Origin of the sequence: Providencia sp. R33, from assembly GCF_019343475.1 — a bacterium.
GTDB lineage: Bacteria > Pseudomonadota > Gammaproteobacteria > Enterobacterales > Enterobacteriaceae > Providencia.
On sequence record NZ_CP072454.1, the window covers coordinates 16,583 to 40,408 of the forward strand.

The following is a 23,826-nucleotide window of genomic DNA, read 5'->3' on the forward strand; positions in this document are numbered from 1 at the left end:
AAACCTCTTCAATCATGTCATTTTTATTTTCTTAACCAGCTCTTTGAGCTGACCAAATTTGGCTTATCCGATGCCCCAGAAGTTAATGAATGAGGCGTAGAGAATGACGGTAAACTTACCGCATCCGATTCAACAACCGTCTCAGTCTGCTCAAGAGGTAAGATGTCAGTCGCATGGCACGGTAATAACCAATTCGTTAACAATGTGTCGCTCTTCGGCAATATTTTAGGTAAGGTGATTTCACATTGTGCTTTATCATCCCAACGAACTTGTAACTTATCGTTAGGGTTGAGCCCCGTTAAATACGTACTCCCATCATCCCCTACCATTCCCACTTGTTGGCCTTTTATATTGAAAACTTGTGCCCCAAATGGGGGAACACTATTATCAGATAAACGCAATAAGGCCATTGCACTGTGCCCAGCCACAACATCGAACTGGCGGTAGCCAATAGCACCTTCTGTTAAAGTACCTTGCTTAATCGATTGTGATACCTGAGCATCTTCAGGTAATGTATTTAAATCGACACTGACTTGATTACGGTAATAACTGTTCACGTCTGTTAATACAGCCTGACCAAAATAGTTTGTTCGTATGGTTGAGCCATAGCCTCGTAATGGAATATCAGGAACACCATCCGTATCAACAAAAATTCGAGTCCCCCCAAGCTGATTACCACGATGCATCACCACACCTTGCTTAATCGCCGTAAAACCACCTTGAAGTGATAAGCCAGCAGAACGATATCTATCTTGCTGATAAGTGGCATTTGCATTGATTTGAGCCAAATCCGCTTGATGCGTGTAATAACCACTCACTAACCCACCAGAACGAGACCATCCGGTACTTAATTGGTAATTAGTGCGTTCATCTAATCGGTCGTAATAACTGACTCGTTGAGAATTATCATGCTCATTCCAACTACTGTTCATGCTAAGCGAACCCCTCTCCCCCCAAGGCAATGAAAGGGAAAGATAGGCGCCATCATCATTAGTCTGCCGATACCGATTTCGATAAGCCGTCAAGTTAACACTTAAATTTTTCCATTTCCCGATATCAAAATAACGCGCTAAAGACAGACTATAACGGTCATTATCAGGCTGATCCCAGTAGGTTTGATGGTAATAATTTATATAAGCACTGAGTCCCAACGCCGGAAATTGTTGGTTATAGGAAACCGTATATATTTCCTTACTGCTGTACTGGCGGACACCCGTAGACTGCGCATTTAAGTACTCAGACATACTCATAAAACCTTGTTCAGCAAAACGATATCCCGCAAATGTCACTTGGCTATTGTAGGCATCAAATCGTTTTGAATAGCTCAAACGATATGAATTACCGTGATACGTTTTATCGCCGACTTCAGTTAACCCTTTTAACCGTGAACGCGCATGGGTGATATCAAAAGACAACGCGCCAAACATCATGAGATCTCGACCGATACCGACCGCTGCAGAAGCGTAATTCTCCGCAGCAACACCGCCACCATACAATGACCAGCCGTTATTCACTCCCCACGAAAACTCGCCGCTCGCAAATGTTTCACCACTCACTTGGTGGCGCCAATCAGTTGGGCGTCCAGCGGCAAGCTTATAACGCAATTGCCCCGGGCGAGTGAGGTAAGGAACACTGGCTGTATTCACCGTAAACGTTTGAATAGTTCCATCTTGTTCTTTAACTTCAACATTAATCTCACCGGATAGCGCATCATTTAAGTCTTGAATACGAAAAGGACCTGCAGCAACTTGCGTTTGATAAATAATACGGCCTTGCTGACTCACGATAACAGTAGCATTACTTTTGGCTACCCCCGTTATTTCGGGAGCATATCCCCGTAGATTTGGCGGTAACATATTGATGTCAGTGATCAAACTCAGCCCCGTAAATCGAAAGCTGTCAAAAATATCGGAAGCTAAATAATCTTCACCTAAGGTGAGTTTTGCCCCGAGAGATTTAATTGCACGATAAACATAATACCGCGTCCAATCTAATGAACGGGAAGTACCTTGACCTTGCTGCTTGTCTAAACGTAGTTGCCAATCCGCACGCATACGCCACACACCTAAATTCACACCCGCAACACCATTGCCGCTAACATTAGCATTTGTTCGTTGTCCGCCCCGAGTTTGCTGACCAACCTGAGCATTGAGGTTATAATCAAAAAGGGCGCCGGGTAATCCATCCTCCCAGCGAGCAGGCGGATCCCAGTTTTCGGCTGTATACTCCAAATAGGCTTGGGGTAAACTGATATACAAAGCAGAAGCGGCTAAATCCCCTTTAACTTCCGTACCCGGTAAGCTATCGAGTGATAAACACTGACCATCATGCCACCATTTTAATGTTGGCAATAAATCAGGTTTAAGCGCTAGTTGCTCAACTAACACAGGGCTTAAACAGGCAACGCTGTCATCTGGCTGGCCGTCGGGGACGTAATAAAATACGGTTTGTTCCGGTAATTGATGTTTATTTATAAAAATAGAAAAACGATATTCACCCGGCATTAAAAAGCCCGGACGTGAAAACTGGGCTAAATCAATATTTGCGCGGTCATTAACATCCAAAATATCCGTATTAAATTCAATCTGCTCAGCATAGCTGTTACAACTTAAGGACACAGCAACAAGCATTGCTGTCAACCGAGGACGGCTTATCCGTAACAACGGCATATGAATATAACCTAGGGCCATCATCTCGACCTTCTTATTTCTTTTTTTATTAATAAAATCATTTAGCTTTTAATTTTGATGCAAAACCAAGTGTGGATTTCGGCATCTAAAATCAATTAATGGATTATTCATAATCCAATTTAAAGCGTAATTGGCTGTAATACTGTCCTGAAACTAATGGAGCATGATTAGCCACCAACTTTAATTCATAAGCTAAATCATGGGAGCCCTGTGTTAATGTTTGAGGAGACAGAGCCTGTCCTGGAACAATAATTGCTCCGTCGTCATTGCGCTGAATTTGCAATCCGACACCTTTGGCTTGTCCATTCACACTAAATAATCCGCGTTGATGTGCACCATCAAAGGTGACTCTAAAGTATTGCCAATTAGGTTTATTTGGGTTTTGACGTTCAAGAACGCAATTAACTAACTTAATAACAAACGGATGTGTAGGTCCTTGTCCATCTCGACGGATATCACTGAGAGAGAGGCTGCCCATATTAATAGTTTGGTCACGACTCCCTACATCAATAGCGCAGGCCGTTTCAATGATACTGCCATTCATCTTTACTGAGCCTAACGCAGTGGCAGGGGAAATATCGATGAGGGCACAGATACTGAGACTCAATGAAAGCAGTTTACTGAGCGTTAAATATTTCATTGCTTCCTCTTCTACGCAGGCTTCCCTTTAAAATAAACCAGCAAAATGTCCTTTTTTGCTGGCTACTAAACAACAATTATTCGTATGACAGTGTAAAGTCAGCTACGGAGCTAAATTCACCTGCGGTAATCGTTTTAATATCACCGCCATTACCCATTAAATACGCAGAAAAACGCAGAGTATTATTGCCATCTTGAATATTTTGGAATGGTGTTGGTGTACCTAAAGTAATAATATTGCCGCTACCATTCGTAATTTGTACGCCAGCACCTGAACCAGTACCAACGATACCTAACGTTTTATTCGTATTATCAAATGAAGCTGCTGCACCACTAAATGTTAATTGAACGCCTTTTGTTAATGCTGTTACATCACAATTTTCTAAAGCAATATCAAAAATACGTGGACTAGATTTACCACCATCCACTAATGCCATATTGGATATTTGCCCCAGCTCAACAGTTTGATCAATCGCATCTGGTGAAATAGAACATGGCGCATCAATAATGGAGCCTTTAAAAGTCACTTTTCCGTGGCCCATATCCGCAGCAAGTACAGAAGCGCTCATAGCACTAGAAACTAGTGCTAATAAAAATAATTTTTTCATATATTCCTCAATGAATTATAAATAAACAACTTGATATATTTTTATTACTACAAAATATTTTTTCTACTATAATTAATAAAAGTAGATAGTATCAGAAGCCGCTATCAACTTTCTCAACATTGATGCGTCATCAGAATTTGATTTTTCCATCTCAAGCAAAACATATTTAATTATTTTCTCAAACGGAACATTCAATGCTATTGATAAATTAAATAGCATATCCACTGATATTTTATTAATACCGCGTTCATATCGAGACATCTGTTGCTATGAAACATTTAATTTCTTTGCCAGTTCAGCGCCAGTCATTCCACACTCTTTTCTAGTCTGTTTAATAACAGTCCCACAATAAGTAGAAATTCGATTATCTTGATTGTTGCACTGACTATTAATTCTATTTTCTTCAAAATTCATATTGGTAATCTTTCCAATAAATGAACATAATTATCAATTTAAAATTAGTAATTAAATAGACATATATAATATCCATAACGGATTAGCTGAATAGCTACAACTATAAAGAGTTAACCTTTGAAAGCAAACGCCCCCTTCCGTACTTTAACCCTTAGCACCATAATGTTACAGTTTTCAATAAATTAAATAATTAGCTAAAATATCAATTTGTTTGAATTTTAATCCAATCACAATTTGATAACATGACTAATAGCGTTATAATTCAGAACGTAAACAAAATTTAATTACTCTTAATTTTTTGTTAGCTCCCCAATCGTAACTTTAAATATAAATGATAATTTTATTAATATATCAATATTAACAAGACTAACACCCCTCTCATAACGAGAAACATGTTGCTGGCTCACACCTAAAAATCTACCTAATTCTTCTGCGGTTAAACCTTTTCCCTTGCGCAATTTTTTTATTTTTATACCAATTGTATTAACGTTTTTCATAGGCACTTACTTTAATTTTATTAAACAATGCATTCAGCTTGATAATAACACACTGATTTTTTTGTTTTTTGTTTAACTTGAAACCCAATACCTGATAGCAATGTCTCAATATCAACATTTAGACAAATAGATATGCGATAAATTTTATCAATACTCAATTTGGCAGAACCAAGCTCTATGCGATTTATATACTCTTGAGAACAAAAAAGACACTCTGCCAATTCAAAAGTTGACATTTTTCTTTCATGCCTTAATTCTTTTACCCTAGAGCCAATTAGTCTTCTTGATGAAAATAAGTCAATCATATCACCCTCATCTTTTACATGCAGTGGAACAAGTCATCCTTATTAATTATTAAATACAATAAAATAAATCACTTTTCTTTGTTACACTCAATTTAAGTAAATTTTAATTGGTCGTCAAAAGAATAATGAGTAAAAAAATATTTATAATGCATTAAGGTTTAATGATGATAACCAATTGAAATTGCATAGTATTTTTTTAGTTTTTACAAAAAACATCAAAATAAATAGCTTTTTAATAACAACACATGAGTTACTCGTCGTGATTTATTTTGCTTTTTTTCATTTAAAAAAAATTAAAAATTAAAAATTTTAAAAAAAAAGATTATTAAACCAAATAAAGTGCATTTTTATCATTGTTCAATATATTGCTATAAAATATTTGTTTTTTAACTCAACACCTCTGGATTTAAGGTTTGAAATTTCAATTTTATTGAAATTAAATACTGTAATTTGTAATTACATGGTATTTTTAACTGTGGTTAAAATAGCATACAAATACTTAATCATAGTAATAACCGCTTATACTGTATTGTAACTGTATATTTTTACTATTTAATGAAATGTAATTATGCGTATTTTATATAGAGATGATTTTTTTTGCATTTGCAGTTTAATGATTATTTTATTATATATAAATGATTGTTCATTAATTTATTAAGGTGCTCGTATTTTATAAAAAATGAACTTAACAATAGATATATTGTTAATATAATCACAGATGGAAAAACACCAAGTGATATAACTAAATGAGGTTTTAAATGAAAAGAATAGTTTACTTAACTGCACTGGTTTCGAGTATTATTATGTGTCCAGCACTTGCTGATCAAGGACATGGTAAAGTCACCTTTAAAGGTGAAATCATCGATGCACCTTGCTCGATTAGCTCTGATTCCATTGACCAAACAGTATGGTTAGGTCAAATCGCTAACTCTGTTTTAGCAGATGGAGGGACTTCAACTGCAAAACAATTTGATATCGAATTGGAAGACTGTGTATTTACTAAAGATGCAAATGGCAAAGTTTACAACGATAAAGTTAGTATAACATTTTCCGGTTCTAGTGCCTCGTTCAACGCTAAATTATTGGGTGTAACCGGTTTAGATGCTACTGATCCAACTTCTATTGGTAATGTGGGGATTCAATTAACAGATACTAACGGTACTGCATTAGATATGGGGATTGCTACATCTCAAGCACACCAACTACAAGCAGGTGACAACACTCTGCGTTATAGCGCTTACGTACAAGGTGCAAACGTTGCAGTAGATAAAATTCCATTAGGTAAATTCGAAGGCATAACTAACTTTACCTTAACTTATAACTAATTGATTAGTTAAAGAGGAATACTTCGGTATTCCTCTATTAGTCACCTAATTAAGTCAGAGGTTAAAGTGAAAGGATTTATCTATTCGCTAAGAAATGTATCGTCTCTATTGCTTTTTACATTATTTCTTTCGCCACAAATGGCGGCATCACCTCATGGATGGGGAAAAGTCACAATGAACGGCGAAATAGTCGATACTGCCTGTGCAATAGATATAGGGTCAAGGGATCAGACCATTAATATGGGGGCGCTTCCAACAAGCTATATTCGCGAAGTTGGGAAAGGCCCCATAAAGGAATTCAATATTAAACTCGTTGATTGCCGTTGGGAAAAATATTCAAAAGATAATAACGAATGGAATTCACTCGAAGTCACTTTTGATGGACCATCAAATGGTGATTTTTTCACACTTTCGGGTGAAGCAAAAGGAGTGCAATTGGCCCTGCATGATATCTCGGGATACTCCATTACACCAGGAAAGCCATTGCCTACACAAGGAATTACCCCTGGCACAATGATATTGAAATATCAAATGCAATTAGTCACCAATTATCATCCTGTTAAAGCGGGTAATTACCAAACCTTATTAAGGTTCAAGGTTGATTATTATTAATTCCAAAAATTAGATTGATATTTTAGGGATGTTTTTTATGTTTTTTAAAAAACACAAGATAAATATAATAACGGCAACGATAATGTTAATTTTTGGATCATTATCTGCCAAGTTATATGCTGCTGATACCATACAATTTAATACAGCATTATTAGATTTAGAAGACAAAAAAAACATCGATATTAAGCAATTTTCACGTGCTGGCTATATTATGCCTGGTACTTATCCCCTAAAAATACAATTAAATAAAGAAACTCTGCCTGAGCAACGATTTTCATTCTATGCACCTCAGAATGCCCCTGATGCAAGCCTTGTGTGTATCACCCAAGAACAAGTCCAACAATTAGGGTTAACAGTAGATGCTTTGAAGAAAGTCACATGGTGGCATAATAACGAGTGCCTTGATTTACTCAGCTTGCCTGGCTTTCAAGCTCAAGGAGACTTATCTGACTCAAGATTATACCTCAGTATTCCTCAAGCTTATCTTGAATATAGAACAGCTAACTGGGATCCTCCCTCTCTTTGGGATGAAGGGATTTCAGGGGCTATTTTAGACTACAACATTAATGCAAGAGCCAATAAACCTCATGATAACAATAGTAATTATAATATGACGGCAAATGGTGTTGCGGGTGTTAACATCGGTGCATGGCGCTTCAGGGGCGATTGGCAGGGACGTGATCAACGAGAAACTGGCTCAAATAGTAACAACGAGCATAATTTCCAATGGAATCGATTTTACGCCTATAAGGCTTTACCTAATAGTAAAGCTAAATTGACCTTAGGTGAAGACTATTTTAACACTGATTTATTCGATAGCTTTCGATTTACAGGTGTTAGTTTACGCACGGACATCTTAATGCTTCCACCTAACTTACGTGGATATGCACCTGAAATTACAGGAGTTTCGACCACCAACGCGACAGTAATTATTAGCCAACAAGGGCGAATTATTTACCAAGAACAAGTCGCTGCAGGACCTTTCCGTATCCAGAATTTAAGTGATGCAACGACAGGTAAACTGGATGTTCGAATCGAAGAGCAGGATGGTTCAGTTCAAGAATATCAGGTTGAAACGGCTAATATTCCTTATTTAACGCGACCCGGTAGTGTTCGATATAAATTATCCATGGGTCGACCAACGAATATGAAGCACCATGTTAATGGATATACATTCGCTAGTGGTGAAATGTCGTGGGGTGTCACCAATGGTTGGTCATTACTCGCAGGCTCATTGAATAGCCAAGACTATAATGCATTCAACGTGGGTGTCGGTCGTGATTTATTAGTATTTGGCGCCTTATCTTTCGATATTACGCATTCTATTGCAAATATTCCTAATGATAAAAAACTCACAGGCAATTCTTATCGAATAAACTATTCGAAGCGCTTTGATGACTATGATAGCCAAGTTCAATTTGCAGGTTATCGCTTCTCTGAGCCTAGTTTTATGACTACGACTGATTTTTTAACGGCAAAAGACTCAGGCGAACGTCAAGGCAGTAATAAGGAAATGTATGTAATTTCTCTAAATAAAAACTTTAGGGAATCAAGAATCACCACTTATTTAAACTATTCGCACCAAACCTATTGGGATAAGCCAGAAAGCAATCGCTACAATTTAATGGTGACAAAAACCTTAGATTGGGGAAACTTGAAAAATATTAATATTTCGTTATCGGCTTATCGCAATAAATATAACGACACAAATGATGACGGCCTTTATATTTCAGCCTCAATGCCTTGGGGAAATGGTGCCAATATTGGTTATTCATTACAAGCAACACGGGACGACACCGTTAACCGGGCGACCTATTATGACAAGCTGTCAGATAGAACCAATTACCAAGTCAGTGCCGGGTCAACCAACAAAGGCGGAACAGCAAGCACCTATATTACTCATTATGGCGATAATACGAAGTTAACCGCAAATGCCAGCTATATTCACAACAATTACACGTCATTTGGTTTAGGGGCTCAAGGCGGATTCACCATGACGTTAAAGGGTGCGGATGCTCACCGAGTTTCAAATATAGGCGGCACTCGTTTACTCATCGACACTGACGGCGTGGCTAAAATTCCCGTATCAGACCGCGGTATCCCTATTGCATCAAATGAATTCGGTAAAGTGGTTGTACCTGACTTAAATAGCTACTACCGCAGTAAAGTTAAAGTCGACTTAAACGCTCTGCCGAATAATGCCGAAGTGACTGATTCTATTGTTCAAGCGACATTAACAGAAGGCGCAATTGGCTACCGTAAATTTAATGTGTTATCTGGTGAAAAGATGATGCTTTCAATGCGTATGTCTGATGGTTCCGCACCACCATTTGGTGCTCAGGTTACCAATTTGACAGGAAAAGAAACAGGAATAGTCACTGATAATGGGTATGCCTACGTGAGTGGAATCAACCCGAATGAAGTCATGATTATTCATTGGGGTGGTGCAGCTCAATGTGAAATTCATTTTCCTGAAAATTTAGAAACAATTAGCCAAGGATTATTCATTCCTTGTAAACCATTATCAAATAAACGTAATGAAACAGATAATAATCTGTAGATGAGTGATTGCGATGAAAAAATTAACTAATTTATATATCAGTGCTATTTTATTAAGCAGTTTAGTTAGCGGAAGTGCTTTCTCAGCAATTGCTTTAGATAGAACTCGCATTATTTTTAATGGCGATCAAAAAAGTGTATCAATCACTATTACCAATAAAAATAACCAACTGCCTTATTTGGCTCAAGGCTGGGTAGAAAATATTCAAGGGGTGAAAATTACCTCTCCCTTTGCCGTATTACCTCCCGTGCAAAGAGTTGAACCGGAAAAATCAAGCCAAGTCCGTATTGAGGCACTCCCTGAAATAAGCCAATTACCTCAAGATAGAGAAAGTGTTTATTACTTTAACTTAAGAGAGATCCCACCTAAAAGTGATAAACCCAATGTTTTGCAATTAGCATTACAAAGCAAAATTAAATTATTTTATCGCCCCAAAAGCATCATGCTAAGCGAAACTGAAATGTTGAATAACCCTTGGCAAGAAAAAACACAGCTTATTAAGCAAGGCGACCAATATATTATAAAAAACCCAACGCCCTTTTACATCACTATTATTGGTGCTGCGGAGCGTATCAACTCACCGGTAAACCAAAACTTTAAAGCCGTTATGGTCGCGCCATTTAGCCAAGAAAACCTAGGTGTTCCAAGCTCTACTGTTGGTGCGAACCCTGTTCTCACCTACATCAATGACTACGGTGGCCGTCCTAAATTGCAATTCAAATGCCAAGCCAGCACATGTCAGGTTGTTCCTGAAAATAAATAGAGAGGAAAAGATGATTAATCAAAAAAGTCTTACCTTGCTTCTCGGTTTATCTCTGATATTTCCACCGTCTGTCATATATGGGGCATCCTCGAATGCCTTTCATAACGCCACAGGAAATTGGGATGTCGAAGGCGCCAATGGAAAAATTTTTGTTTACGGCTCCTTAACTGAGAGTGCTTGCCATTTATCGATGGACTCTGCATTTCAATCTGTTGATTTGGGGAATGTTGAAACTGCGTCATTAAAAGCAATTGGTGCACAAGGCCATAAGACCCCGATTAATATTGAATTACTAGATTGTATCGAAACGCCAACCATCCTAAGAAATGATAAATCGGGTAATGTTACATGGAGTAATTCTCAGCCGGGGATGAAAATTCGGTTTATTGCCCCTGTCATACCGTTTCGCCCTAACATTGCTAGTGTCGAAGGCGTTACAGGATTGGGGTTACAAATCACCAACCCAAAAGGGAAAGAAATCGCTTTTGGTGAATACAGCGAACCACAACTTATTTCATCTGGGCAAAATATTTTAACCTATTACGTAGCCCCCGTTAGAGTTGCCGAAAAATTACAGGCAGGTGCGTACCGAAGCGTTATTTCTTTTCAAATAACCTATGAATAAGCTCACTCAATTTTGCGAATGTAGCATTGAAGGTATTTATATGAATAACTTAAATTTCAATTTTTATAAATTTAAAAAAATAATACTCTCCATGCTATTAAGTTTGTTATTTTTTTCATTACCGAGCCATCCAAAAAATGGTCAAATCGGTGAAATTAAAATACGAGGGCAGCTTGTTGCTGAAGCTTGTACAGTAAGACCTGGTGATGAAAATATCATTGTAAACTTTGGTACTATCGTCAATAAGTATCTCTATATCAACCAAAAAACGCCTCTAGAAAATTTTAATATTCACTTAGATGACTGTGATAATAGTATATTTAAAACGGTAACCGTTAAATTTACAGGAACCGAAAATACCAATCTACCAGGCCTTCTTGCATTAGATTCAGGCAGTATGGCTTCGGGTATAGGTATTGAAATTTTAGAATACAGTGGTAAAAAAATCCCCATTAATAGTACAACGCCCGCATACAATCTAGAGAATGGTACGAATATATTAAGTTTTAATGCGAATGTACAAGGGGAACCTGATGCAATCAAAAATAAAAGTATTGCGTTTGGCCATTTTACTGCAACCGCTATTTTTAGTTTAATTTATGATTAAGGTATCAGTAACAATGAAGATATTAATATTACTTCTCGCAACCTTATTATTTTCCCCCACCATTTTAGCATTCCAATGTAAAATAAATGGGGGCCAAGAGGTCGGCGGTGGAACACAAAGTATTAATGATGTTCCTATTCATAATGACATTTTTTCTGTACCTAACCGCGTGAGTGAATTTGCAGATGTGAGCAATTTTATAACTTGTCGTAATGAAGCTCACAATGATTACATCGACTATATGAATGTTACGGGAGCTGCCTTAGGTCCAGTATTTGGAAATAATCCAGAGTTAAAGGCGGGAATTGTTGTTCGAGGTGATTATTATTTAGCTCCCTTTAGTGGTCAAGAAATCCCAGTATTTCGTTTAACAACAGACAATGAACCTTTACAAATTAAGTTGTATTTGCAAGTGAATGCTAAGCCTATGCCTTCCGTATTAGTCAGAAAAGGTGATTTATTGATGACAGTAGATCTCCATAAATACGCAACATATGTCAATAGCAACCAGCATATTGACCATGCCTATTTCAAATGGAATTTCTATGCCGGAAATGATGTCGTTATCGGAACAGGGACATGCGATATCAATGATAACCAAATTATTATTATTGATTTTGAAACGGTCAATGCATCCGGCATTTCAACCGTAGGTAGCGCAAGCCGTTTTCAGCGCAACGCTGAAATCACATATAGTTGTGAAGATAATAACCTGACAGCACCAATAAAAATGATTTTGAGCGGTGAGACCTCAACTTTTTCGTCAGATGCTCTACTCGTTAGAACAGGTGATATAAGCAGCCAAGGTCCGATTATGCCTGGGTTAGGTGTGGAGGTTTATCATCAAGGGCAACGTGTATCACCAATGAATGGACATTTCGATTCAAAAATCGAAAACGGTCATGGCCGAGATACATTAATGTTTACGTTAGTTAAGAAACCAAATTTATCACCAAATGAGCTAACAGAAGGCCAGTTTAACTCCGCGGCGACAATTATTATGTCAACACCGTAATAATATATATTAATTGCGATACATATAGCATCACTTCGCGACAAGCGACCTTAAAGATAAGCATAATGTGAAAAATATCCCGCACAGTTTTTTTAAACTGGCGACTCCTCACGATCGTAATGGGTCTTTCGAACCTCAGTTGGTGAAAAAACACCAAATTAACCGAGAAGTTGAAAAACTGTATACTTTTAGCGTATCAGCAGTGACTGTTCTGCGCAACTAAATCAGGATATTTTTTTTAAGGAATGTTGTACATACTCAACCGGCGATAGTTCGCTATTGACCGTATGAAGTCTTAATAACACATATAAATGCTGACATCATTTTTCATTTGCTCTTGCGTTGATTGTGCAGTTTCCAGTAACCAATAATGTTTCAAACTACCAAAAAAACGTTCTACAACAGCATTATCCCAACAGGTTCCAACATCTCCCATGCTTGCTCTGTAAGCGTCCAGTGTCTACACCTAGCTTTTAAGGCAATAAGCTATTCATATCGGGTGAACATTGACATAATTCAAGGCTATGTCCCTGAAATAGAAAAAAGACTTCGTTGGTATTGGTGCAATCCTTCTGATCTCAACGATTAGCATTTAGATGAAACTTACGTCAAAGTGAATGGGAGACCGACGTACCTTTATCGGGCTGTCTATAGTCGAGGGCAACCCCTTGAATTCTATCTCTGCGTATTCTGGTGAAGTTGAACGGTTATTCCTGGGGAACGTAAACGCGTTATTTCCTAACGCGCCCTAACTTCTTTTTATTACACCAACCGTTCATGGTTAGGAATCTATGGTCACTCCCGTTTTTGTAACACCGATTTTGAAGATATTGTTGGCTCGCATGAATCTATCCGGTGTCTAAATGGGCTGTATACCTACGCCCTGATGAGTTCCGCGCCTAGCGAATCTTATAAATTTGAGTGGCATTTTAACTGCCATTCCTAACCACAGTTTTTTCGTCAGGCCGGTTAACCGTTTGTATCATTAATAATACGTATTCGCAAAACCAGATAACTCATTGCCTTAAAAATAATAACTATGCCTCGAAGGATTGGTGCCGGGTCGTCAGCGCCCATGCGATTCTGACCAGTATGTTTGCCAGAGCGCAGGTCACCACGAAATTATTTTTCCGCAGTAATAATTATCTGACCCAGTCAGCGAGTTTACCCGAGCGGTGTTCCAGCGTTCGCAGATACACCCTGGCACACTGTACTAGTAGCGCCCGCTACCCCGTATCCAGTAAAGTCGTCCGTCCACCTGTACTGTGCTGCCGAGGCACCAGACTTGTTGACGCTGCAAAATCGCGACTTTTGCCATACTGTTTCCAATAACGTTGAAACTGGGCATTGAGGTAACGACACCATGTTGGGTAATCGCGAATGTGTCCGAAGCCAGGCAATTTATTGGGTTGGTGTTGAAAGTAACTGTCACGAAGGAGTCGAATAACTGCACTCCGCCAGACCTTTTCGACGTCTTTCTTTTTAAAGAAAATCGGTTTCCAAGCGTCATATCGAGTTAGGCCTCCTCGGGTGACGGATAAATAAATGTGCGGATGTTGATTGAGCTGGCGACCGTAGGTGTGTAGTGCACAAAAGATACCAATTTCTAGCCCAAGGCGTCTGGCATGTTTGAGCATAGCACAGGTGGTACAGCGAAAAGGTTGATTAAGTAAGACCCAGTTATTGTTGAAAAAAGGCCAAAGGAGGTGGGGCTCAGTGAGGGTGATATGTTGCCATTCGCAATCCGGCAAAATATGCCGTTGTTAGGCGATCCATTGTTTGGTGCCTTTGAGACCACAGGCACTGCAGGCTTTGGATTTACAGGTTTGGCAAAAGAAGCGTGAATGTGTGCATTCAGAAGAAGTACAGCAATAGCGACGAACATCCATAGCGCAGGTGCTACAAGCGAGCATCTTTTCAACAGAGAGGAGTTGCCATTCATCGACGGGGTTGTTATCGATAAAGCTGTTCCATCCGTCGTCATATTGGAATAATAATTTAGCGGGTCTGGGAATATATATGAAGCAGAGTATAAAAGACGAGAAGAGTGTTGCCTAGAAATAGAGCGGCCTTGCAGCGATGCTCACACTGTAGGCGTCGTTGGGCCAGAATACGCAATCTCTCACTGCGTCGTAACATCAAAGCCGCTTACCGATTTCTCAAAAACATATTCAATCGTGTTAAGAAACGACAAATTCCCAGAGTCATTAATACTGGTAAAGCCGTATTTTATGTCCGTGCACTTAACCTTCTCAAACATGAAGGAAAATGCCCGTCCTACGTAGAACATAACCAAATAAATTTCTCAATAATGTCATTGAATGCGCTCATGGTAAGTTGAAGCGCATGACTAATCCGACCTTAGGGTTTAACGGTACATGTGTCTATCAAAGGAATTGAAGTGATGCGAGCGCTTAGCAAAGGTCAAGCTGAACATTTTTACTATTGACAAAACCGTTAGGCGAAGTGCGTCTAGTGAATAGAGTCTTTGGTCAAATAACCCCATATAAGATAACGCCATCAAATTTTCACGTACACCTTCAGGCACCAAATAACACTGTAGATGAGTGTATGGTTAGATTTTGTTTCATTATATATATTAATATGTCAACATCCAGCTAATCACTGGCGTTATTATTCCTGGCGTTACTTTATACTTTATTGTGAAATTTCTTTTAAATCAGAGAGTACTCTTTTTTTAAACAATCTCAATCGGTATAAACGATCGATTAAATACACATTGATTGTCAATAGCTATCGGTTTTTGATAAATCGATCGTCTTAATCTATTTTCCCTATCCGTTAATTTGGTTTAGTCTTTCTTCCGATGATTTGGGTGGTGGCTCTATTTTATTCCAATAAAACAGGTGAACGCGTTAATGAAATACAATACATTAAACATTAATTTTCGCATTGGTTCGTTTATTCGAAAACACAGAACATTACTCGGAATATCGGGGAAAAACCTAGGCAAAAAATTAAATCTTTCTCAACAACAAATCTCTCGATTGGAACGAGGCAAGACAATGTTTTCATTCGAAATTGTTTTACATTCATTAAATGTGCTTGATAAGAGCTTGCTTGATTTAATTGCTGAGGTGTTTTATGAGGATGCTTGTGAAATTTTAATTGAATATCAACGTCAACAACAATTCAATACTGAATTAGCACTGGCAAATTAGTCAATATTTTATCTCAATATATTAGGATTACATTTACGTTTAAAATGGCCTAGATTGACTATTTCTGTTGTTTTTTAATTAAGATTTTATTTTCTACTTCATTGTATGATGACATAGATTATATATGCTTAAACGTCTTCAATATATTTTATCCCACTTTATTATTTATAAGCATAACAACATCGATATATGCCTCATCCTCTATTGGTATTGGCTGTATGTATGATATTAGAAACCCAAAAGTGTGTATAACACAGGAATATCCACCGCGTTTGTTCGTGTTGAGATCTTAGAAAGATAGGCTAAGGAGGAAATAAATTAACTCAAAAAAACCATTATAAATTTATTGGTGAAATCCACCGGCCGATTACCATTTTTAATTATTAATTGATGCTAAATTGTTGATATTCTAGATTCAAAAGGAAAAATTTAATGAAAAGAAAGTGTAAGTTTATTACTCTTGTATTACCAATTTGTGTAGTTCTATCAAACAATTCATTTGCAGAAGAGTCAGGTGTATTATCACCTATTACCGTTGGTGGGGGGATTATTAATTTTCATGGTTCAATTGTAAATACCCCTTGCGTCATTGATAATGATGATGCCTCACAAACCGTTAATTTAGGCCAATACCGTCAAGATGCCTTCACCGGTAAATCTTCGGTCTCTTCTCCTGTTGGTTTTGATATTAAATTAACGGGTTGTGCAACTGAAACATTCAAAAATGCATCTCTGACTTTCTCAGGTATTACGGTTCCTGACGAAAACACAACTCTTGCTCCTGTCGCTTCTCAAAGCGGGCAAATAACTGCCACTGGCGTAGGTATCCAAATTTTACAAAACAGTAAGTTAGTGAATGTTGATGGTTTAAAAGCGACGGACGTGGTTAAGTTGAATGAAGGTGATAGCAGATTACGTTTCCAAGCACAGTACATCGCCTTAGCGGATAAAGTCACTGTGGGGGCTGCTAACGCATCTGCCGATTTCACTATTACTTATCAGTAATACTTCTGTCTTAGCACCCGTGTTATAGCGGGTGCGCATTATTTATTTTCGGAGTTCTTATGTTTTCATTACCTAAAACAAGTCTTTTTTATAAATGGCTAGTTTCGCTATGCTATTTGGGTTTTTCTTCGCTGTGTTTTGCCGGAGGAATAACACTTGATAGCACCCGAATTATTTATCCGCAAGAAAGTAAACAAATTACTACAGGTATTCGGAACACCTCAGATAAATCAGCATTTTTAGTTCAAACATGGATAGAAGATGCAAAAGGAAATAAAATAAATGATTTTATTTCTACGCCACCACTATTCACTAGCGCACCCAAAAATGAAAATACCATACGCTTAGTTTATGCAGGTGAAAAATTACCTACAGATAAAGAATCTCTATTTTATTTTAATGTCAAAGCTATTCCATCTATTGATAGAAATGAACTGTCTGATAAAAATGCATTAATTCTTGCGGCAGTGACTCGCATTAAACTTTTTGTTCGACCAAAAGGATTAAAGATCACACCTAAAGAAGCAATAAGTCTTATTCGATTTAGCAAGGTAGATAATCAAAAGATTAAAATATCCAATCCATCACCTTATTACATGACATTAACGGATCTTAAATCAGACAAAAAAGAGTTGCCAACCGTCATGATAGCGCCATTTAGTGATATTCAAGTTAACTCTCCAGATGGATTTAATATCAATAAACTGACATTTAGTTCAATCAATGATTTTGGTGGCGTTACACCGCCAAAGCCTGCCATTTTCAATTAAAAATCAATGTGTTTTATTTCAAATGGAAATAAGGTTTTCTATGTTAGACTCACTCAAAAAATACAAAAAAATCATAAATAACCATTTGATGCCCTCATACTTATTTATCTGTCTTTTTGTCATACCAAATACCTATGCCCAAGACGGGAAAGATTACTATTTTCCCTCCTCTTTAATTTCTGTTGATGCAGAGCATATTGCTGACTTAAGCACGTTTGAAAATCAAGGTTCACAATTGCCAGGAACCTATGATGTTGATGTTTATTTAAATGGTAATCTTAAATACAGAAGAAACATGACGTTTGTTAAAGAGCAGCACTGCCAAGAGCAACATACACATGTATCTACAACAACGGACCCTACAGGGTTGATGCCGTTGTTAACCAAACAAGACCTTACTGAACTGGGAGTGAATACGGAAACATCTGCATTCACTCAATCAGAGGATGATCAGTGCATTAATATCGCCCAACTGATCCCTAATGCGCATACCGAATTTGATTTCCCTAAAATGAAATTAAATATCAGTATTCCACAGATAGCATTAAGTCATATAGCCAAAGATGAAATTTCAACAAATCAATGGGATGACGGAATTAATGCATTATTTACCAGCTATACATTAGGCATTACAGATAACCAATATAAGCATGATTTCAGTAAAAACAGTTACTTAAACCTAAGGAATGGCATCAATATAGGTAGTTGGCGGTATCGAGACAACCGCACATGGACTCGCTATACAAGCAAACATAACCAAGAAAGCCACTGGCAATATCTGAACAGCTATGTCGAACGCGGGATTATTCCTTGGCGTAGTCGATTAGTTTTAGGGGATAGCACGACCAATAACACAGTCTTCGATTCACTGACTTTTCGCGGTGTGCAATTAAGAACTGACGAAAGCATGTATCCAGCAAGCCAACAAGGGTTTTCGCCTATTATTCGAGGTGTTGCAAACAGTAATGCCACCCTTGAGATTCGCCAAAATAATTATTTAATTTACCAAGCTAATGTCGCGCCGGGTGAATTTGCCATTACTGACTTAAATTCCTTGAACTCAAGCGGTGATTTGCAAGTCAGTATTCTTGAAGCTAACGGTGATATTCAATCCTTTATTGTGCCCTATGCCTCTGTCCCAGTGCTATTACGAGAAGGTCGAATGAGCTATAGCCTAACCGCCGGTGAATTTCGCTCTGATAACAGCCATTATGATACAACCCAATTTGGCGAAACTACGCTTATCTGGGGAGCATCTTCCTTAACCACACTTTATGGCGGCATTCAGTATGCCCAAAACTACTTGTCCGGTGCGATCGGCACGGGCTTTAACTTAGGCACATGGGGGGCATTTTCAGCTGATATTACCCATGCAAATAGCCAATTAACCGATGGAAGCCGCTATCAAGGGCAATCATTACGATTTCTCTACGCACGCGCATTCCCTGAAACGGGTACAAATATTCAATTAACCGGATATCGATATTCAACTCGGGGTTATTACACCTTACAAGAAACGTCACTGAATCGAATGTCCGGTTGGTTATCCCAGAATGAAAGTGTTGATTCCGATGGGGAACTTAAAACCAACAATACTGATTACTTTAATCTTTACAATAACAAGCGCGAAAGAATACAAACCAATATCTCACAAAAAATAACAGGCATTGGTTCTATTTATTTAACGGGAGTCCGCCAAAGTTTTTGGGAACAAAATGGCAGCTCTGTTTCCATACAATCAGGATTAAGTAGCCAAATTGGCGATATCAATTACACGCTCTCATATGGGCTAAATAAAAATATTGATCAGTACGATGTCAAAACGACAGATAGGAATATTTTCTTAACGGTTTCCATTCCGTTGCAAAAATGGTTACCTCAAGGAGTACCGCCGATGTATGCCTCTTATAGTGCTAACCATGATAACCAAGGAGAGTTAATCCAGCAAACTAGCCTAAGCGGAAGTTTCCTGCCACAACAAAACCTGAATTGGAACGTAGCTCAAGGTTATTCCTCAAGTAATGGAAATGACGGAAACCTCAACTTAGCGTATCAAGGTGGCTATGGAAATACACAAGTGGGTTATAGCTACGGCAAGGATTACCGCAAGATCTCAACGGGTCTTTCGGGCGCAGTGACTTTGCATTCTGACGGTGTCATTTTTAGCCAGCCTCTTGGTGAGACCAATATTCTGATTTCGGCACCGGGAGCCAGTGATATCCCCGTTGAGCACACGAGTGGCGTTAAGACGGATTGGTTCGGTTACACCATCAAACCTTACGCAACCCCATATCGTTTAAACCGCGTTGCATTAGACAGTAGCGAGTTAGATGAACAAACGGAAATTGAAAACAGCGTTCTAACAACGGTGCCCACTCGCGGCGCTATCGTCAAAGCAAATTTTGTCACTCGTCAAGGTGCTCGAGCACTGGTTCGCATTGTAAAAAATGGCAAAAATCTGCCTTTCGGTACCTTAATTTCAATTGGGCATCAAACATCCATTGTGAATGATGATGGTCAGGTTTATTTGTCTGGGCTAGAACCTTCAGGCGAACTCATCGCTAAGTGGGGACATGATGATGAAAATCAGTGCCGAGCCACCTATTCACTACTTCAAAATACAGATCAGCAATCAGTAGCAAAATTTAATATTTATTGTCAATGAAAATTTAATATTGTTTTTATATAGGACTAATTATGCATTTTTTTATAAAACGTTTGTTTCGAATAATAATTATTGCTTTATTTACTAATCAGTTAATATTTAATTTAGCCATAGCTGCTCAAGCAACAAGCACTGTTAATATAAAAGCTACTGTAGTTGCTTCGTGCACATTTGTAGCTCCTGAAACAGTCACGTTAGCAGATATACCTAGTAGTGAGTTTGTAAATAAAGTAACTGGAGATTACTTGAATAATTATTCAAAAAAATTTAATTTAGTATCTAATTGCACTGGAGCAGATAAGTATAAATATACACTTACGGCTATTGAAAGTGATGCGACATGTATCAAAACCAATACTAACTTTATGCGTTATTGTTTACGATTTGAAGATAAATATATCGATTTATCTTCAGGTTCTTTTAGTATAGAAAGAGCTAATTTTCAAGGTGATGACATTACAATAATAGAGGTCGTGCCACAAGTCGGGGCAACTAATATAGCACCTGTAGGTGAAGTGAGTGGACAAATCACAGTAAAAATTGAGCCCATATAATTTTGCATAAATGTATAAAACCGTTTAATATAAAAAACCAAATAGGATATTGACATGAAATTTAATTTAGACTTGCTTTCTAAGTATACTTTTTTCTTTTGTTTTTTTTTTCATCCAAAGATATACTCTGATACTATATTTTCAATTGGTAGCGAAACTACTATGAGCGGTGTTACCTTGCCTCACAAGAATAGTGCTATCACTAAAGATATTAAAGTGAGCTTTTTAGGATTAAGCAGACAAAGTCAAGTTACACTTTCATGTTGGCCAAGCTTTGATAGTATGGTAAGAAATTTCAATTCAGGTATATCCGCAACAACATCAGTAAATTTAAGCCCTGAAATTTCTATTGAAAATAGTAATGCAACCTTAGCTAATCCAGGAGACCACTCTATAATCGGTATTGTTAAGCTATATAGTACACGCGGGTTTGATAATATTTCAGTTGACGCATATTGTACAGCCATGCCCATTAATACTGAATATCCGTTTTCTCCCGAGGAAATAACATATAATATCTGGCATATTATTGGTAGTAGTAATGCATATGCTTATATTGAAACGCCTTCTTTAATTGATTTAGGGACGTGTAACCCACAATCGGCTATTAATCAAATAATACCAGTAACAGTTAATTCAAAAGGAAATGTAGGACTAATACCTAAAATTAGCCTTACCATATCATCCGATGATTTACCCGACGATTTTGGTATATTTATAGGTCAAACTAATTTTTTAAATAATGGATCATATGAAATGAAAGGAAAACCTGAAAACCTATTGATAGAAAGTGAAATTAAAGGATATTGCCCCAAAATAGCAGGGGAATATATTTGGAATGTAAAATATACTTACACGTATAATTAACACCACCTCCGCTCTTAAGGGCGGGGTTTTACCACATCACATATAGGATAATACTCATAAAATGTTTACTTGCATCTTCATGAAATACGATAAGAATACAGTCAGACAAGCTTTTTCATAAACATTAAGAGCCAAATCCAATTTTCCCCTTACTCCTTGTTAACTCTTGATATTATAGATCTCGATAAGAAATGTTGATTTTAAAATCAAATTCAAAATTTGCCTAACAGATTTTTTATTTTACGAGTTATCCGTATCATTTGTTGTTTATTCAAATTTTTTCAAGTATCAATCAATGTTGATTTTTTACGCCAAATAGCGTCTATAAGTCATTCATCCTTCCAATCCAGCAATAACTTTTTCTTTTGTTTATGAGCGTTCGCATTGTGCTACTGCACCGAATATATGAAACAATATAAGCGCATCATAAACCTCGTATTTTAATAGTCTAGCTCTAGCAATAATATGGAGAGCATAAAAAAGAGTGGGGTATCACTTTAATCAATTAGTATGATCGTTCTCGTATTGATTGTGGCAAAGGGGAAATCATGTCTGTCTATAAGGTCAAAGTGGAGTGTTTATTAACATGAAATTGATTGACTATATTGAAGCCGTTTATGGGTGTGATCGGGGAAATAAGGCGGCTTTTCTTAAGGCTAACCCCCGAATTTTACCTCAAGAACTCAGTCGTTGGTTAAAAGCGCAGCTCAAAATCAATCCCCTAACGGGGGAAATTTATAAACCCGTTTCACGAACCGTTAGCATTCCCGATAACGCCGTTTTACCGGGTGCGCTCTTATCTGATTGGGCTTGTTGCAAATAATAAATTAGCGCGTTTTTTGCTCAGAGTTCATTGGATGTTTCAGGCTAAAACTGTCTCCACATTGAATAATCGATTCATAAAGGCAGATCGCTCCCGCACCCGTAATTTAGCTTCGCCACGACGTAACCAGTCATCGAATTGACCTTTATTTAGTTTTCGCAACGTTTCAAATCCTTGGATCGTTGACCAAGCCCGCTTCGCCGATTTGAAACCGCCCGTGGCAACAATCAATTTTTTAATCGGGGCGTGATCCGATTCAATGCGGTTGTTGAGGGTTTTAATTTGCCGTTGTTTTACGTCAGCCCGGAGTTTCCCTTCTTTAATTAAGCGAGCTATGGCGTAACCGTAAGCTGCATGCTTATCGGTATTTAAGGTTTTTGGTTGCCGCTCGGAGCGATAAGGTTTTAATACGCGCTTGAGAAATGAATAGGCAGCATAACGGTTACGTTTGGGTGAAAAGTAAACATCCAGCGTATCTCCGTATTTATCTATTGCACGGTAAAGATAAAACCATTTTCCGTTCACTTTGACGTAAGTTTCATCGAGCTGCCAAGATGAAATGGCCCGAATGAATTGATATTTTTTGAGTTTTTTACGGAGAATGGGTGCATATTCAATAAACCAGCGATAAATCGTTGAACGGTGAACCGAAATCCCCCGTTCAGCCAGCATATCACTGACGTTGGCATAGCTTAACGGTGTGGAGCCATACCAACGTAAGCACCAAAGGATGATCGTGGGAGCAAAATGTTTCCATTTAAACTCGTTTGATGGCATGAGTTTATCCTAAAGCGATGATTAATACCGTGAGTGTTTCTCATTTAGGTAATTTTTGCAACAAGCCCTTATTATGACCACCATAGCCAACAATACCGACGACAGACCTTATCCCAAGAAGAAATGATACGACGTTATGTCAGTCATATCCCTGCTCGCCATTTTAAGATGATCCGCTATTACGGTTTTTTAGCCAATCGCAAACGCGGCTGTTTATTACCTAAGGTGTATGATGCATTGGATATCATGTCCCCTAGCGTACCCGAAAAACCGGGCTTTGCGGCACTGATGAAAGGGTTTTTAAACACAGATCCGTACCAATGTATTTTATGTGGAAACCGACTGCGGTTTATAAGTGCGGAGAAAGGTATACACGCAGCCACTTTATTATCAGGGGACGTCTCAGAAAACGGAAAATAAAGCACGTTAAGCCCATTGCAGACGCTAGATATTGACGAGTACGTCGGGTTTTCTCTTGTTTGAGTTGCCTCTTGTGGTAAGATAGTAATCAATTACTATCTTA

Annotated in this window: 20 protein-coding genes and 6 pseudogenes; 18 read left to right on the forward strand and 8 right to left on the reverse strand. The window is 38.0% G+C overall.

Annotated features, from left to right (window positions below):
• Nucleotides 1-23: 23 nt before the first annotated feature.
• The 5 genes from J6836_RS22085 to J6836_RS22105 all read right to left on the reverse strand — a co-directional run bounded on the left by J6836_RS22085 (nt 24) and on the right by J6836_RS22105 (nt 5,153).
• The gene (locus J6836_RS22085; RefSeq protein WP_219249748.1) at nt 24-2,693 is read right to left on the reverse strand and encodes an outer membrane usher protein; all 2,670 of its coding nucleotides are present in this window, start codon (nt 2,691-2,693) and stop codon (nt 24-26) included.
• A gap of 100 nt (nt 2,694-2,793) precedes the next feature.
• Nucleotides 2,794-3,330 carry a fimbrial protein gene (locus J6836_RS22090; RefSeq protein ID WP_110592981.1) on the reverse strand — a complete coding sequence of 179 codons (537 nt, stop codon included), beginning with the start codon at nt 3,328-3,330 and terminating at the stop codon, nt 2,794-2,796.
• Between the two features lie 76 nt (nt 3,331-3,406).
• Nucleotides 3,407-3,937, reverse strand: coding sequence for a fimbrial protein (locus tag J6836_RS22095; protein ID WP_219249750.1), 531 nt, complete (start codon nt 3,935-3,937; stop codon nt 3,407-3,409).
• A 704-nt stretch (nt 3,938-4,641) separates the two neighbouring features.
• Entirely contained in the window at nt 4,642-4,848 is a 207-nt protein-coding gene (locus J6836_RS22100; RefSeq protein ID WP_219249752.1) for a helix-turn-helix domain-containing protein, read from the reverse strand.
• Nucleotides 4,849-4,868: 20 nt separating this feature from the next.
• Nucleotides 4,869-5,153, reverse strand: coding sequence for a helix-turn-helix domain-containing protein (locus J6836_RS22105; protein ID WP_219249753.1), 285 nt, complete (start codon nt 5,151-5,153; stop codon nt 4,869-4,871).
• A gap of 758 nt (nt 5,154-5,911) precedes the next feature.
• Here J6836_RS22105 and J6836_RS22110 point away from each other — a divergent pair.
• The 8 genes and pseudogenes from J6836_RS22110 to J6836_RS22845 form a co-directional block, all read left to right on the forward strand.
• Complete coding sequence (locus J6836_RS22110; protein WP_219249759.1) at nt 5,912-6,478, forward strand: fimbrial protein; 567 nt, start codon at nt 5,912-5,914, stop codon at nt 6,476-6,478.
• A 66-nt stretch (nt 6,479-6,544) separates the two neighbouring features.
• Nucleotides 6,545-7,090 carry a fimbrial protein gene (locus tag J6836_RS22115; RefSeq protein ID WP_255586435.1) on the forward strand — a complete coding sequence of 182 codons (546 nt, stop codon included), beginning with the start codon at nt 6,545-6,547 and terminating at the stop codon, nt 7,088-7,090.
• A 28-nt stretch (nt 7,091-7,118) separates the two neighbouring features.
• Nucleotides 7,119-9,650 carry an outer membrane usher protein gene (locus tag J6836_RS22120; protein ID WP_219249761.1) on the forward strand — a complete coding sequence of 844 codons (2,532 nt, stop codon included), beginning with the start codon at nt 7,119-7,121 and terminating at the stop codon, nt 9,648-9,650.
• Nucleotides 9,651-9,663: 13 nt separating this feature from the next.
• Nucleotides 9,664-10,413: a fimbria/pilus periplasmic chaperone gene (locus tag J6836_RS22125; protein WP_219245271.1), complete on the forward strand. Its 750-nt coding sequence runs from the start codon at nt 9,664-9,666 to the stop codon at nt 10,411-10,413.
• 10 nt (nt 10,414-10,423) lie between these two features.
• Nucleotides 10,424-11,038 (forward strand): fimbrial protein, encoded by a 615-nt coding sequence (locus tag J6836_RS22130; protein ID WP_219249763.1) that lies wholly within the window; start codon nt 10,424-10,426, stop codon nt 11,036-11,038.
• 40 nt (nt 11,039-11,078) lie between these two features.
• A complete protein-coding gene (locus J6836_RS22135) occupies nt 11,079-11,645 on the forward strand; it encodes a fimbrial protein (RefSeq protein ID WP_219249764.1) in 567 nt (188 codons plus the stop codon).
• A gap of 13 nt (nt 11,646-11,658) precedes the next feature.
• The gene (locus tag J6836_RS22140; RefSeq protein ID WP_255586437.1) at nt 11,659-12,660 is read left to right on the forward strand and encodes a fimbrial protein; all 1,002 of its coding nucleotides are present in this window, start codon (nt 11,659-11,661) and stop codon (nt 12,658-12,660) included.
• Nucleotides 12,661-12,739: 79 nt separating this feature from the next.
• A pseudogene (locus J6836_RS22845) lies at nt 12,740-12,871 on the forward strand (IS256 family transposase); the annotation flags it as partial.
• A 13-nt stretch (nt 12,872-12,884) separates the two neighbouring features.
• On the opposite strand, the pseudogene J6836_RS22850 reads toward J6836_RS22845, so the two are convergent.
• A pseudogene (locus J6836_RS22850) lies at nt 12,885-13,105 on the reverse strand (IS3 family transposase); the annotation flags it as partial.
• 72 nt (nt 13,106-13,177) lie between these two features.
• Between J6836_RS22850 and J6836_RS22150 the strand changes: the two are divergent.
• Nucleotides 13,178-13,342: pseudogene (locus J6836_RS22150) on the forward strand (DDE-type integrase/transposase/recombinase); the annotation flags it as partial.
• A gap of 355 nt (nt 13,343-13,697) precedes the next feature.
• Here J6836_RS22150 and J6836_RS23390 read toward each other — a convergent pair.
• Nucleotides 13,698-14,681 (reverse strand): annotated as a pseudogene (locus J6836_RS23390) (IS91 family transposase).
• 98 nt (nt 14,682-14,779) lie between these two features.
• On the opposite strand from J6836_RS23390, the pseudogene J6836_RS22865 reads away from it, so the two are divergent.
• The 8 genes and pseudogenes from J6836_RS22865 to J6836_RS22195 all read left to right on the forward strand — a co-directional run.
• A pseudogene (locus J6836_RS22865) lies at nt 14,780-15,153 on the forward strand (DDE-type integrase/transposase/recombinase); the annotation flags it as partial.
• A 386-nt stretch (nt 15,154-15,539) separates the two neighbouring features.
• A complete protein-coding gene (locus J6836_RS22165; RefSeq protein WP_219249768.1) occupies nt 15,540-15,842 on the forward strand; it encodes a helix-turn-helix domain-containing protein in 303 nt (100 codons plus the stop codon).
• Between the two features lie 432 nt (nt 15,843-16,274).
• Complete coding sequence (locus J6836_RS22170; RefSeq protein WP_219249769.1) at nt 16,275-16,847, forward strand: fimbrial protein; 573 nt, start codon at nt 16,275-16,277, stop codon at nt 16,845-16,847.
• A 59-nt stretch (nt 16,848-16,906) separates the two neighbouring features.
• Complete coding sequence (locus J6836_RS22175; protein WP_219249770.1) at nt 16,907-17,617, forward strand: fimbria/pilus periplasmic chaperone; 711 nt, start codon at nt 16,907-16,909, stop codon at nt 17,615-17,617.
• Between the two features lie 40 nt (nt 17,618-17,657).
• Entirely contained in the window at nt 17,658-20,282 is a 2,625-nt protein-coding gene (locus J6836_RS22180) for a fimbria/pilus outer membrane usher protein (protein ID WP_255586438.1), read from the forward strand.
• 32 nt (nt 20,283-20,314) lie between these two features.
• Nucleotides 20,315-20,836: a hypothetical protein gene (locus J6836_RS22185; protein ID WP_219249772.1), complete on the forward strand. Its 522-nt coding sequence runs from the start codon at nt 20,315-20,317 to the stop codon at nt 20,834-20,836.
• Between the two features lie 54 nt (nt 20,837-20,890).
• Nucleotides 20,891-21,703, forward strand: a complete 813-nt coding sequence (locus J6836_RS22190) for a hypothetical protein (protein ID WP_219249773.1) — start codon at nt 20,891-20,893, stop codon at nt 21,701-21,703.
• Between the two features lie 586 nt (nt 21,704-22,289).
• Nucleotides 22,290-22,526, forward strand: a complete 237-nt coding sequence (locus J6836_RS22195; protein ID WP_255586439.1) for a hypothetical protein — start codon at nt 22,290-22,292, stop codon at nt 22,524-22,526.
• Between the two features lie 39 nt (nt 22,527-22,565).
• Here the strand turns inward: J6836_RS22195 and J6836_RS22200 are convergent, their stop codons facing one another.
• Nucleotides 22,566-23,303: an IS6 family transposase gene (locus J6836_RS22200; RefSeq protein ID WP_219249733.1), complete on the reverse strand. Its 738-nt coding sequence runs from the start codon at nt 23,301-23,303 to the stop codon at nt 22,566-22,568.
• A gap of 69 nt (nt 23,304-23,372) precedes the next feature.
• On the opposite strand from J6836_RS22200, the pseudogene J6836_RS22205 reads away from it, so the two are divergent.
• Nucleotides 23,373-23,723: pseudogene (locus J6836_RS22205) on the forward strand (transposase); the annotation flags it as partial.
• Nucleotides 23,724-23,826 lie beyond the last annotated feature (103 nt).